The sequence below is a fragment of the Hymenobacter sp. IS2118 genome (assembly GCF_000715495.1).
In the GTDB taxonomy this organism is placed as follows: domain Bacteria; phylum Bacteroidota; class Bacteroidia; order Cytophagales; family Hymenobacteraceae; genus Hymenobacter.
This window is the reverse complement of record NZ_JNLX01000191.1, coordinates 74,457-88,609: the sequence shown is the minus strand read 5'-3', so window position 1 is coordinate 88,609 and position 14,153 is coordinate 74,457. Positions and strand designations below refer to the sequence as shown.

Sequence of the window (14,153 nt, the reverse complement as noted above, 5' to 3'; positions counted from 1 at the left end):
TCACCCCCGGCCTTTCCTTGTAGCTACCGCCATATGAAACACATTTACCCGGCCGGTTCGCGGCTGTTTTTGGGAGTTTTGATTTGGTTGGTCGGCATGGGAATGGCAGCGCCAGCGGCCTTGCGTGCCCAAACCTACCTGCTGCCGGCCACCGGCACCAGCGTGGTAACCACCTGCGCCGGCACGCTCTACGACAATGGCGGCCCCAGCGGCACGTACGCGCCCTACGCCAGCGGCTCAATAACCGTGCTGCCGGCCATTGCCGGCAATAAGGTTCGGCTGGCGTTCACGTCGGTGGTGCTGGAAAGCGGCTACGACGTTTTGTACATCTACGACGGCACCAGCACCAGCGCGCCCCTGATTGGTGCCTACAGCTCCGGCAACCAGCCCGGCACCGTGTACGGCACTTCCGCCTCGGGCGCGCTAACGGTGCGCCTGACATCTGACAGCTCGGTGGAGCTCGATGGTTTCGCGGCCACAATTGGGTGCGTGCAAACCATTCCGCCCCAGGCCCAGCCCGACCTGACGGTGCAAGGAGCGGCAGTATCGCCGGGTAGCGTGGTAGCTGGGGGGCAGCTCACGGCCACCTGTAGTATCTATAACCTTTCGGGGGCGCAGGCCGGTAGCAGCCCCATTGGCTACTACCTCTCCCGCGATGCGCAATTGGATGCCAGCGACCAGCTGCTGAGCAGTGAGCAGGGCTATCCGCTATCGGCGGGCCAGTACGCTTCGCGCTACGACACTTTTACGCTGCCCGGCAGCACGGTCCCCGGCAGCTACTACGTGTTGTTCGTGGCCGACCCGCTGAATCAAATCGGTGAAAGCAACGAAACCAACAATGTCTCGGCCACCACTCTGACGGTGACGCTACCCAGCATAGACCTGGTGACGCTTCAGGGCGCGGTATCGCCGGTTAATCCGGCGGCAGGCACCCTACTCGATATGTCCTGCTACGTTGCCAACCAGGGCAATTCGGTTGCCAGCGGCAGCAATGTGGCCTTCTATTTCTCGCGCGACGCTACGCTCGACGCCAGCGACCGGCTCCTGACATCGCAGTACGGTGGCCAACTTTGGCCGGCTTACTCGGAGCAGCGCTACGGCTCGGCAGCGGTGCCCGCCGGCACGGCGCCGGGCAGCTACTACATTCTGTTCGTAGTTGATTACCAGAACCAGGTGAGCGAAACCAACGAGGCCAACAACGTGTCGGCGGTCAGCCTGACCGTGGCGCCGCCCGGTGTCGATTTGGTCGTTCAGTACGAAGAGCGGTGGCCCAATACGATGGTGGCCGGCCAGCAGATTCAGGTAAGCGCCTCGTTGGTAAATGAGGGCAACACGGCGGTAGCTTCGGCTTCCATGAGCTTTTATTTTTCGACGAACCAAACCTTTGACGCCGGCGACGTGCTGTTGGGTGTGGGCAATACCGGGGCCCTCGCTCCTTACCAATCCGATTATAGCACGGCTTATCCGGTGGTGCCCGCGGGCACGGCGCCGGGCACGTATTATGTGCTGTTTGTGGCCGACCCGCAGAACCGGGTAGCGGAAACCAACGAGACCAATAACGTGCGCAGCCTGCCCCTCACGGTGGTGCCGCCAACCATCGATTTGGTCATCCAAAGCCCCTCTCTCAGCGCAACTTCGGTGGCCGTGGGGGGCACGGTTGGGGCCTATTGCTACCTCTACAACCAAGGCAACGCGCCGGCCAACCCCGCTACGGTGGGCTACTACCTGTCCAGGAACACCGTTTTGGATGCCACCGACGTCCTGCTGAACACCAGCAGCGAGCCGCTGGCCGGCGGGGGGTACATCTCGCCCTACACCAACCTGACGGTGCCGACGGGTACGGCGGTGGGCACGTATTACGTGCTGTTCGCAGCCGACCACCTCAATCAGATAGCCGAAACCAGCGAAACCAACAACCTGAGCAGTGTGGCACTGCAAGTGTTGGCGCCGGGCATCGACCTTATATTTCCGCAGGCCCCCTCATTCTCCAATAACACGGCTTCGGGCAACATCCTCTACACCAGCTACTACTTACAGAACCTGGGCAATGTTACTGCGCCCAGCAGCGCGGTGGCGATATATCTATCGACCAACCAGGTTCTTGATGCCGGCGACGTGCTGCTGCTGACCAGCCCGGGCGGACCGGTGTCGCCCCAGCAGTATTACGAGCGCTACGACGCCCCGGTGGTACCCGCTGGCACGGCGCCCGGCAACTACTACGTGTTGTTCGTGCTCGACCCGCAAAATGTGGTGGCCGAAACCAACGAGAACAACAACCTGATGGCGCAGCCCCTGCGGGTGGTAGCCTCGGAAGTAGACCTAACTATCAGGCAGGCTAATGTGAACTCGCAGGCATCGGTGCCGGGCAGCATCGTCTACGTCAACTGTTTTGTTCAAAACCAAGGCAATGCCCTGGCGGCCAGCAGCACGGTGGGCTACTACCTTTCGACCAACCCCACCTGGGAAGCCACCGACCTGCTGCTCTCAACCATTTCGGGCGGGCCCCTGGCGGCCGGCCAAAGCAATTCCCAATACCGCAACCCCGGCCTGATGGTGCCCGCCAGCGTAGTTCCCGGCAACTACTACGTGCTGTTTGTGGCCGACCCGCTAAATGCCGTGGCCGAAAGCAATGAAACCAACAATGTAGCCGCCGCCGCGCTGCAAGTGGCCACGCCGGGCATCGATTTACGGATTTGGCAGCCTCTGAACACCTCAGGTAACGTCAACTCCGGCTTTTCTTTGTCAGTCAGGTGCTTTGTTGAGAACATTGGCAATGCCACGTCCGCCAGCAGCGCGGTGGGCTTTTACTTGGGCACCGGTCCGGTACGCACCGCCGCCGATGTGCTGCTGGGCATTGCCCCTGGTACGGCCCTGCCGGCCAGTGCCAGTGCGGTGCGCACTACCAATCTTCAGGTGCCGGTGGGCACTTCAGCTGGCAGCTACTACCTGCACTTCGACGCCGACCCCCTGGGCGTGGTGGCCGAAACCAACGAAACCAACAACACCGCTTCGCTGCCGCTCACGGTGCTAGGTCCCTTTGCCGGTACCATCGTGCCCGCTGCTAGCGGAGCTACGATTACCACTTGCTCGACGACGATTTATGATAACGGCGGTTTCAATAACTACACCGATAATGCCAATGGCTCGCTGACCATTTTACCCGGCACACCGGGCAGCGTGGTGCAGTTGGTATTTACCGCCTTTGCCCTGGAAAACGGCTACGATTTCGTGCGCGTGTACGACGGGCCTACTGCCAATGCGCCGTTGCTGGGCATTTTTACCGGCTACCAGATACCCGCGCCAATTGTGGCCACCAGCCTCAGCGGCGCCCTCACGGTGCAGTTCACCAGCGATGCGGGCGTGACCGCTGCCGGCTTTGAGGCCACGGTGAGCTGCCTGGCGGCGCCTCAGCCCGATTTGCTGCTCACCCAGATTGGGGCTTCGCCCACGACGGTGGTTGCAGGCGGCAGCCTGACGCTAAGCAGCGTGATTGCCAACGAGGGCGCCGGCCCGGCCGCCAGCTCAGTACTGGGCTACTACCTTTCCACCGACCAAACCCTGGACGCGGGCGACCTGCTGTTGGGCACCAGTTCCGGCAGCATCATGGCCGCCAACCTGACCGCCAACCGCCGCCTGACCGCTGCCGTGCCCGGCAATATGCCGGGCGGCACTTATTACGTGCTGTTTATGGCCGACCCGCTAAATGTGGTGAGTGAGCTGGACGAAACCAACAACCTCGCCGCGCTGGCCGTGACGGTGACGCAGGTATTGCCCAACCGCACGCAAACGGCCGGCTACACCGTGAGCATCGCGCCCAATCCCGTGGCCAGCGGCAGCCCGTTGCGCGTGCAGCTAAGCGGGGCGGGCACTCCCGGCCAAGCCACGCTTGACCTCTACAATGCCTTGGGACAGCGCGTCCGCTCGCAGCCCTTGCCCTTAGGCACCGGCCGGGCCAATGAGGCAGAAATAGCCACGCAAAACCTAGCTACCGGCGTGTACATGGTGCGCCTGAGCGGGCCGGGCCTGAACGTGACGCGCCGAGTGGTAATCGAATAGGCTAGGGGATTAGGCCCGGCTCGCCGCCCGTAAACCCCATCCCCTAACCCCTTCCCCTCCGGGAGAAGGGGGAACTAGCTCTAACTTAGACTTCGTAAACTAGAAAACTAGAAGTTAGTCCCCTTCCCCCGGAGGGGAAGGGGTTAGGGGATGGGGTCTGCGGGAGAGTAGTAGAAAAACCAGCGTCTTGGAGCCTGCGCCGGCAGAAGCATCGCCCAGTCAAAAGCCGAAAAACCCGTTTGTATTTATACCATTAGCGGTTGTTTGCCGTTTGCTTGCACCATCCTTATACTGCGCGTAATGCAAGCCCTTCCCAAGCCACTTGCCCTGTTGATTCTCGCCGGTCTCTCGGTCCTTGCCGCCAGCTGTGTTGACCAAATCAGCGCCGATTTGCCGGAGCCGCCCAAGGTGTTGGTGGTGAATTCGATAATGAACCCGGATAGCGTGTTTCGGGTGCAGGTGAGCCGCGTGACCAGCACGGTGGATTCTTCTTCACGGCTATTTTCCACGGCCAGCGTGTACCTGCAAACCCCCGGCCGGAGCGACGAGCAGCTGCGTAACCAGGGCCGGGGGCTGTACGTGAGCCCGAACAAACCTGCCGAGGGGGGCGCTTACACGTTGCGGGCCGAGGCCGACGGCTACCCGGCCGCGCTTGCCACCGACACGGTGCCGGCCGCCGTGCCCATCCGGGAAACGTGGTATTCCTATCCCACGGGTACGGACCGCAACAACGAGCTGTTAGGGACTATTGTCGTGCGATTCGATGACCCGGCGGATGAGGTCAATTACTACGAAATAAGTGCTTACCAGCAGCAGTATGGGGGCCAGGGCCGGGTTTTCCGGAGCCAGGACTTCGTGCTGGATGCGCGGGGTAATGCCGCGTTAGTAGCCGAAGGTGACGCGGAATTCAGCCCCGGCTCGCTGGTTTTTTCGGACAAGCTGTTCAACGGCCAGGCTTTTGAGCTGCGGGCCTCGTTTAAGCCCTGGAGTTTCGCAGGTTCAGAACGAATACTGGGCGAGGCGTTTGTGTCACTGCGTTCCATCAGCCGCTCCTATTACCAGTACCGCAAAAGCTGGGCCCGCCACTTCTACAACCAGGGCACCAAGGGGCCGGGCGGTGATTTGAACCAGCTGCTATTTCTGGGCGACCCTTCCCGCATGTATTCCAACGTGAACGGCGGCTATGGCGTGGTGGTGGGCCATGCCCAGACTGTCCGCTTCCTGCACAAACGCTAATACGACCTTGACTGACTATTCTATCTACCGCAGGCCGCTGGGCTTTCTGCCGTTCCTGCTACTGGCCGCGACGACCACCATTCAGGCCCAAACCCCTACCGCCCGCGTTACCCTCAGCGGCACGGTGCAGGACGCCCGCACCGGCGAGAAGCTGCCGGGGGCCGCCGTGTACACGGCCGGGGGCCAGGTAGGCACCAGCACCAACGCGGCGGGCTTCTACTCCCTGACCCTGCCGGCGCAGGACTCGGTGCGCCTTACGGCCAGCTACCTGGGCTACGACCGGGCCACCGTCGTGCTGACCGGTCGCCGGACGACGGCCCACGATTTTGCCCTGGCCGCCCGCAACGAGCTGGACGAGGTGCGGGTGAGCGGCGCGGCCGAGGTGCCGCTGGAGCGTCGGGTGGAAATGAGCACGGTTCAGATTCCGGTGCGGCAGCTCAAGCAGCTGCCGGCGCTGCTCGGCGAGTCCGACGTGCTACGCGCCTTCCAGCTCATGCCCGGCGTGCAGGCCGGCCGCGAGGGCAGCGGCGCGCTCTACGTGCGCGGCGGCTCGCCCGACCAGAACCTGACGCTGCTCGACGACGTGCCGATTTACTACGTCAGCCACGTCGGTGGCTTTCTTTCCGTCTTTGATGCCAACGCCATCAGCGACGTGCGCCTCATCAAGGGCGGTTTCCCGGCCCGCTACGGCGGCCGGCTCTCGTCGGTGCTGGACGTGCGCCTAAAAGAGGGCAACAAGCAACAGCTGAGCGGCAGCGCCGGCATCGGGGTGCTAGCCACCCATTTCTCGCTGGAAGGGCCACTCAAAGACGGGAAGACGACCTTCCTCGTGTCGGCCCGGCGGGGCAACCTGGACTTGTTTTCGCGGGTGGCCAGCCGGCTCTCGTCCGATGGAGACAATACGGTGGGCTACTCGTTTTACGACGCCAGCGTCAAAATTAGCCACCAGCTCACGCCCCGCGACCAGCTCTTCGCGGCCGTGTACCTGGGTGGCGACCGGCTGTTTGTGAGGCAAAAGCCCCAGACCATTCGTGGCCCACAGGGCGAACTGCGCTACCGCAACGCCAGCAACCTGCGCTACGGCAACGCCCTGGCCTCGCTGCGCTGGAACCGGAAAATCACGCCCCAGCTCTTCGGCAACGCCACGCTGGCCGCCACCCGGTTTCGCTACGCCAACGAGCAAACCTTCGAGCTGGAAGACCGGTCGCCGGGCGGCGCGCTGACCGAGGACAGCGAGGCCAGCTTCACCTCCGGCGTGCAGGATATTCTGCTGAAAGCGGACTTCGACTATTACCCCCGGCCGGCCCACCAAATCCGGTTCGGGGGCACCGCCGTGCAGCACGCCTTCACGCCCGGCAGCAACTTCTTCACCACCCGCACCCCGGCCGCGGCGCAGGATACCACCTTTGGGGCGCAGCGCGTGGGAGCGCAGGAGGTGGCGCTGTACGCCGAGGATGAAATCCGGGTAACCGCCCGGCTCTCAGCCAACGTGGGCCTGCGGGCCGTGCGCTACTGGGTGGAGGGGCAGGGCTTCGGCGGCGTGCAGCCGCGCCTGCTGGCCACCTACCTGGTGGGCGAGCACACCGCCGTGAAGGCCTCGTACGCCAGCATGCAGCAGTACCTGCACCTGCTCTCGAACAACGGGGCCGGCCTACCCACCGATCTGTGGGTGCCGGCCACCCGGCGCGTGGCCCCGCAGCGGGCGCGGCAGCTGGCCCTGGGCGTGGCCCACACCCTGGCCGGGCTGGGCCTGGAAATCAGCATCGAAGCCTTTCAGAAGACCTTGCGCGACCTGATTGAATTTCGGGAAGGCGCCACGTTCTACAACAGCTCGCAGAACTGGCAGGACAAAGTGGTGACCGGCGGGCAGGGCCGGGTGCGGGGCCTGGAAGTACTGGTGCAGCGCAAAACCGGCCGCCTCACGGGCTGGGTGGGCTACACGCTGGCCCGCAACGAGCGGCAGTTCGACCAGCTGAATACGGGCCGCTGGTACCCCTACAAGTACGACCGCCGGCACGATGCGTCGGTGGTGCTCATCTACACGGTGCGCCCCCACATCACGCTCTCGATGACCTGGACCTACGGCACCGGCAACGCCCTGACCCTGGCCCAGGGCAACTACAACGTGGTGGACCAGAGCTACGGCCTCATTGCCGGAGCCGCCTCGGACCGTTATTTCTACGCCGAAGCCGAGATTTATGGCGACAAAAACAGCTACCGGCTACGCGCCTACCACCGCCTGGACCTGGGCGCCACCTTTACCAAATCGGTCAGGCACGGCGAGCGAATCTGGCGGGTAGGGGCTTACAACGCCTACAGCCGGCACAATCCGTACTACATTTACTACAGCGCGGGCGAGAATGACGGGTACTACACCAAGGGACAGCGGCGGTTGTATCAGTTGAGTTTATTTCCCATCCTGCCGGCAGTCAGCTACGAGCGCAGCTTTTGAGCGTGACGACTGTATTAGCATTCTGTCGCCCTAGCCGCTCCCGCGTATTTTTGTTTATGCGGCTTCCTCTCATTCGTCGGCTTGTGTTGGGCCTGGTGCTGCTTTTGGCGGCGGTAGTAGCTGGCGGGTCCGGTAAATTGCGCCCGCCTCGCCGCCCCAGCCAGGGGCAGGCGGCCGGGCAGTTTTTGCGGGCGGTGCTGCGGGCTGACTACGCGGCGGCTTACAGCCGCCTGGCACCCGAAGTGCGCCGGGGCGTAAGCCTACCGCGCTTCACCACGGCGGCCTACCCCTTGTGGAAAAGTGGTCAGCGACGCGGCCCGCAAATCGAGCTTTACAAGTTGGGCATTCGCTTGGAAGCCAGCGGCTCGTCGCGGCTGTTTTATGACTTTTCGTTTGTTCGCGACTCGGCGGTCAAGCCCCCGCCGGCAGTGCTCGAAGTGGTGTTCCGGGACACGGCCGCCCGGGCCGTGCTGGGGTTTGCCCTGCGCCCGGTGCAGCGCCCAACGCAGGGCAAAACCCGGCCCTAAATCGTAAGCCGGCGTTTGGGTTAGCTTATTTTCTTGCCCGCCATCGCTTGCTGAATGGAAATATTCATCACCCGCTCGGCGTAGGGCCGGGTCAGCTCGTCCAGTTCATCCATGCTTTTCAGGATGGGGTCGCGCTCGGTGCCGGCGAGGGCGGCACGGACTTTTTCAGCCTGCGCCTCAGTGGCGGTCAACTCTTCCTCGGTGAGGTGCGGGCGATTTTTGCGGACGAAATTATTGACCTGGTAGAGCAGCTGCTCGGCGGCGGTGCGGGCTTCGATGAGCAGGCGGGCGGCCACGTCATCCTTGGCATTCACCAGCGAATCCATCAGCATTTGTTCCACCTGGTCATCGGTCAGGCCGTATTGGGGCTTGATTTCGACTTGCTGGCGCGTGTTAGAGCGCAGCTCAATGGCTTCGACCTGGAGAATGCCATCGGCATTCAATAGGAAGTTGACGTCGACTTTGGGCAGGCCGGCGGGCATGGCCGGAATGCCCGAAAGGATGAACTCGCCCAGCTTGCGGTTCTGGCTCACCTGGTCGCGCTCGCCCTGGTACACGCCAATTTTCAGGTTCACCTGCCCGTCAACACTGGTCGTGTACTGGCGGCCGGCTTTGGTCGGAATCTTGGAATTGCGCGGAATAATGGGGTCCAGCAGGCCGCCCAGGGTTTCGATGCCCAGCGTGAGCGGCGTTACGTCGAGCAGCAGCACGTCGCGACGGTTGCCGGCCAGAATGTCGGCCTGAATAGCGGCGCCCAAAGCCACTACCTCGTCGGGATTGAGAGAATTATTGGCGGGCTGGCCAAAAAACGCCGAAACCGCGTCATACACCAGCGGCACGCGCGTCGAGCCGCCCACCAGCAGCACGGCATCCAGTTTGGGGTAGGAGGGTGAGAGGGTAGGAGGGTGGGAGGGGTTGCCCTTCGCCAAATCCTCACCCTTAAATCCTCCTACTCCCTTACCCTCATTCCCTAAGCCGGCGTCCTGCACGGCTTGGCGGCAGGCGGCAATGGTGCGCTCCACCAGCGGGCGTATCAGGTCGTTGAACTGCGCGCGGGTGAGGGTAACGGTGATGTTCTGGCCGGTTTGGTCGGTGAGGTGGGTGGTGAAATCGGTGTGCTGGCTGAGGTATTTCTTGGCCATTTCGGCGGCCAGGCGCAGCTGCTGCTGCAGGTGCGGGTCGGAGCGAAAGGCGGCGGGCAGCTGGAACGCGCTGGTCCAGTGTTCGGCTACCACGCGGTCCATGTCGTCGCCGCCGAGGTAGGTATCGCCGTGGGTGCTCAACACCTCAAAAATGCCCTGCTGAATGCGCAGAATGCTCACGTCGAAGGTGCCGCCGCCGAGGTCGTACACGGCCACCGTTTTCTCCTCATCGGGGTCGAGGCCGATGCCGTAGGCCAGGGCGGCGGCCGTGGGCTCGTTCACAATGCGCAGCACTTCGAGGCCGGCGAGGCGACCGGCATCGCGGGTGGCCTGGCGCTGCGAGTCGTTGAAATACGCCGGCACCGTGATAACGGCGCGGTTGACGGGCGTTTTGAGGGCGTGCTCGGCGCGGGCGCGAAGCTCCTTCAAAATGTCGGCCGACAGCTCGATGGGGGAGTAGAACCGGTCGCCAACCCGGATTTTGACCAGGCCTTCGGAGTTGTCGTCGATGACCTTATAGCCGAGCTGGTCGGCGTGGGCGTTCAGGTCGCCGTAGCTTTTGCCCAGCAGACGCTTCACCGAGTAAATGGTGCGCTGCGGGTCGGTGAGCAGGTATTCGCGGGCTTCGGTTCCTATCAAAGGGTCGGAACCATCGGCCGGAAAGTGCACCACGGAGGGCACGATGCTGCCGCGTCCCTGGTCGTTGATGGCCACGGGCTGTCGGCTGTCGGGGTGCACGTAGGCCACGAGGCTGTTGGTGGTGCCCAGGTCGATGCCCACGATAATTTCTTCCTGTTGAAAGGTGCCAGTGGCAATATTGATAGCTACGGTAGCCATAAGTTATGGTCGATGCTGCTTAGAAACAGCGCAGGGAAATGATAAAAAAAGCGGCCGCCCTCGCGCTGCAAAAGTAGCGGGTAAACCACCCCGGCATTGAAACCCGCTTCGTCATGAAGTGATGGATGCACCAGAAGCCCGAATTTTATTTAGAAGAATCCGCAAACGTTTGAAACCGGATGAGCTCCGGTTCTCGTAGAAACAGGAAGCCGGGGCATACTACATGCAGCTGGTTGAATGTTGGCAGGTTATGCCCACACTGAGGAGCTTACTTCGTTTCCCTTTTTTTCATTTCAAGTCCTTTTCATTTTATGAAAAATTTGCTTACTCGTCCCCTTTTCCACGCTGCGCTACTCGCAACATCGGTGGGAGGGATTTTGGCCTGGAGTGGCCAACACAACGCCCTGGAGGCTTCGAGCCACCGCGAAGCGCCTCTTATCGCCGACGACCCTTTGGCCGATAACACCGACCTCTACGCCTTCCGTAGCCCCGAGTCGGCCGCCAACAATGGCAACGCCACCGTGACGATTATCGCCAACTACATTCCGTTGGAGCTGCCCCAAGGTGGCCCGAACTACAACACGTTCGGTGAGAACATCCAGTACGAAATCCACGTGAAAAACAACTCGGAAACTGCCGGGGATGACATCACATACCGCTTCACGTTTGAGCGGGAAAACGAGGACCCTACCACGTTTTTCAACATCCGCCTGGGCAAGGAAAATCTGAAAGCCACCTACAAGTGCGAGAAAAAAGTGGGCAACGGTGCCTTCACCACCATCGTGACCGATGGCGCTGTGCCCCCACCCAACGTCGGCCCGCGCTCCATTGCTGGCGCGGCCGGGTTAAATACTCCTTATAATACCCTGGCAACTAACGCCATCGAAACGCTGGCCGACGGCACCAAGATTTTCTGCGGCCCAACCGACGACCCGTTCTTCGCCGACCTGGGTGGTATTTTTGACCTGGGTGGCATTCGTGCTCCCGGCGCGGCCCGCGACGGCCTGGCCAAGAAAAATACCCATGCTATTGCCATGCAAATTCCGGTATCGGTGCTGGCAAAAACCGGTACGCCGGCCCTGACGGCCAGCACCAACATTCTGGACTCTAACTACATCATCGGCGTGTGGGCCTCAGCCAGCCGCCGCGCCATCCGTACCCTTAACGTAAATGGCACCCAGGCCCACACGGGTAACTTTATTCAGGTTTCGCGCATTGGCATGCCGCTGACCAACGAAGTAATCGAGCCCATCGGCTCCAAGGACGCCTGGAACGCCCGCACGCCCTACGCCGAAGCTGCGGAGACCGACGACTATCTCTCGAACCCTGAGTTGGGCCTGTACATGGCCGACAATACGCCCGTAGCTCCTGCCGCGCCTAAGCCTGCTGGTCAAACCTACTTTGGTGAGGCTGTACCCGGCCTCGGCCCCCTGCGCATTCAAACCAAGTCGTTGGCTGGCCGCGCTGGTCTGCCCACTGCTGGTTTCGACTTCCGCAACGGTGCTGACGGTCTGAGTGTATTGGTTGGTAACGCTGCCCTCAACGGTACAGCACTGGCTCCTACGGCTTTCGGTCCTTACCTGCTGCGTGCCGACAAGCCGCGCTCGGTCGACTTGCTGCCAATCTTCCACACCGGTGTTCCTAATCTGGTTCCTTACCAGCTGGCTACCGGCAAAGCTGGTAACCCGCTGGCCGCTGGCAAGCCTTTCATCAACAACTTCCTGTTGGTAGGTGGTGCCGCCAACAACCCCGGTGGCGACATGCTGCGCCTGAATATGGCCGTGCCGCCTACTTCCCGTACCTCGGCTGACTTCAGCTCGGAGGGCCTGTTGGCCGCCGCCGTTCTGGGTCTGACCGATTCCCGTTACAACACCACTACGACCATCCAGAACATCCCCAACATGGACGGCTTCCCCAACGGCCGCCGTTTGGAGGACGACGTGGTGCGCATTGAGTTGCAAGCTGTAGGTGGCGTAGTACTGGCCGCAATCGGCCTGTGGTACGACGATTTCACCGCTACCGCTACCAACCCGGTAACGCCCCAGTTGGGCAACGTGCTTGGTTTCAACGCTGGCATCACGGCCAACGATACCACGTTCAAAACTGCTTTCCCATACGCTCAGACGCCTTGGAGCGGCACCAACGCCCAGCGTACCGCCCTTTCGCAGCGTTCGGGCAGCCTCGGCCTCTCGCCTAACCTGACCGTGGCGCAAGCTTACCCCAACCCATTCCTGGACCGCACTACGCTGCGCTTTGAGTTGCCTTCTAAGGCCAACATGAGCATCGTAATCAGCGACATGACGGGCCGCAAGGTGGCTACCATTACCAAGGACAAGACCTTTGCTAAAGGTGCCAACGAAGTGAGCTGGCAGCCCGGCCGTGATGTGGCCCCCGGTCAGTACATCGCGACGCTGTACAACGGCAAAACCGTAGTTCAGTCGGTGCGCCTGCAGCGCCAATAAGCTACCGTAGCTAGTTGAAAAGAGCCGTCGTGGGTCCAGGTTGGGCTCCCGACGGCTCTTTTTTTGTAGCTTTAACCGCTGGCTTCCCACCGCATTTTATTCTCTGATTATTTTGAAAAAATTCCTTTACCCCAGCCTAATTGTGGTATTCTGCCTGCTGGCAGCGGCCATTTTTTTGTTTAAAAAACCAGTAGTTCAAACGCCGGAGCTGAAGGAGCGGCGTGCCGACCTCTCGGCGGGCAAGGAGTGGCTGAACGCGAAGGCCGCCATGCAGGGCTTGCAAGCCAAGCTGCGCACCAACCCCGACGACCAGAAAAGCCGCCTGCTGTTGGCCCAAGCGTACATGCAGGAAGCCCGCGTGACCGGCGACCACTCGTATTACGACGGGGCCGCCGTGCAGCTGCTGGACGTAGTGCTGAAAGCAGAGCCCGAAAACTTTGAGGCCTTGTGCTGCAAGGCCGCACTCAGCCTCACCCAGCACCACTTTGCCCAAGGCCTTGGCCTGGCCCAGCAAGCCCAGCAGCTAAACCCCAACAGTGGCTTCGTGTATGGCCTGCTGACCGATGCCAACGTGGAAATGGGCCATTATGAAGAAGCCGTGAAAATGGCCGATAAAATGAATACTATCCGGCCCGATTTGCCGGCGTATGCCCGCGTGAGCTACCTGCGTGAGATTCATGGCGATATGCCGGGCGCTATCGAGGCCATGGATTATGCCGTGAAAGCCGGCTACATTGGCCTGGAGCAAACGGAGTGGACCCGCGTGGCGCTGGGGCGCCTCTACGAAATAAGCGGCGATACTGCCCGTGCCCGCAATGCCTTCCTGATGGCCTTATCTGCCCGGCCCGGCTATGCCTACGCGCTGGCGGGCCTGGGCCGCGTAGCCGCCGCCAAAAAAGATTACGCGACAGCCATCAAATACCACCAACGGGCCCGCGCCATGGTTAAGGACTATGCCTTTACCGATGAGCTAACGGACCTTTACCGCCTCAACGGGCAGCCTGAGGAAGCCCGGAAAATGGCAAAGGAATCCATTGACATGCTGGCCGATGCCGCGCAGGCTGCCGATGACAACGAGGAAATGGGCCATTACGCCGACCGTGAGCTGGCCTACGCCTACCTCAAAACCAATGAGCTGGACAAGGCCCTGGAGCACGCCAAAATCGAGTATGACCGGCGGCCCGACAACATCGACGTGAACGAAACCATGGCCTGGGTACTCTACAAGCGCGGTAACTACGCCGAGGCCCAGAAATACATGCAAGTGGCGCGCCGCACGGGCTCGAAGAACCCGGTGCTGCTGGGCCGCGCCGGTCTGCTACTCAGCAAGCTCGGTAAGGCCAGCGAAGGCCAGGCTCTGATTGAGTCCTCGCTTCGCACCGCGCCCTACCTCGATTCTGAAGTAGCGGCGGAAGGTCAGAAACTGCTCGCCGCCCGCTAA

Annotated in this window: 7 protein-coding genes; 6 read left to right on the top strand and 1 reads right to left on the bottom strand. The window is 61.8% G+C overall.

Annotated elements, in window-relative coordinates:
• Positions 1–33: 33 nt before the first annotated feature.
• The 4 genes from GM79_RS21270 to GM79_RS21255 all read left to right on the top strand — a co-directional run bounded on the left by GM79_RS21270 (position 34) and on the right by GM79_RS21255 (position 8,271).
• Entirely contained in the window at positions 34–4,056 is a 4,023-nt protein-coding gene (locus tag GM79_RS21270; RefSeq protein ID WP_035567849.1) for a CARDB domain-containing protein, read from the top strand.
• Positions 4,057–4,356: 300 nt separating this feature from the next.
• The gene (locus GM79_RS21265) at positions 4,357–5,292 is read left to right on the top strand and encodes a DUF4249 domain-containing protein (RefSeq protein ID WP_035567847.1); all 936 of its coding nucleotides are present in this window, start codon (positions 4,357–4,359) and stop codon (positions 5,290–5,292) included.
• A gap of 7 nt (positions 5,293–5,299) precedes the next feature.
• Complete coding sequence (locus GM79_RS21260) at positions 5,300–7,744, top strand: TonB-dependent receptor (protein WP_051719163.1); 2,445 nt, start codon at positions 5,300–5,302, stop codon at positions 7,742–7,744.
• A 56-nt stretch (positions 7,745–7,800) separates the two neighbouring features.
• Positions 7,801–8,271 (top strand): hypothetical protein, encoded by a 471-nt coding sequence (locus tag GM79_RS21255; RefSeq protein WP_152560130.1) that lies wholly within the window; start codon positions 7,801–7,803, stop codon positions 8,269–8,271.
• Between the two features lie 20 nt (positions 8,272–8,291).
• Here the strand turns inward: GM79_RS21255 and GM79_RS21250 are convergent, their stop codons facing one another.
• Positions 8,292–10,250, bottom strand: a complete 1,959-nt coding sequence (locus GM79_RS21250) for an Hsp70 family protein (RefSeq protein WP_035567843.1) — start codon at positions 10,248–10,250, stop codon at positions 8,292–8,294.
• A gap of 311 nt (positions 10,251–10,561) precedes the next feature.
• Here GM79_RS21250 and GM79_RS21245 point away from each other — a divergent pair, with 311 nt between their 5' ends.
• Together GM79_RS21245 and GM79_RS21240 are read left to right on the top strand one after the other, a co-directional pair.
• Positions 10,562–12,712 carry a DUF4331 family protein gene (locus GM79_RS21245; RefSeq protein ID WP_072008693.1) on the top strand — a complete coding sequence of 717 codons (2,151 nt, stop codon included), beginning with the start codon at positions 10,562–10,564 and terminating at the stop codon, positions 12,710–12,712.
• A gap of 112 nt (positions 12,713–12,824) precedes the next feature.
• Positions 12,825–14,153: a tetratricopeptide repeat protein gene (locus tag GM79_RS21240; RefSeq protein ID WP_051719161.1), complete on the top strand. Its 1,329-nt coding sequence runs from the start codon at positions 12,825–12,827 to the stop codon at positions 14,151–14,153.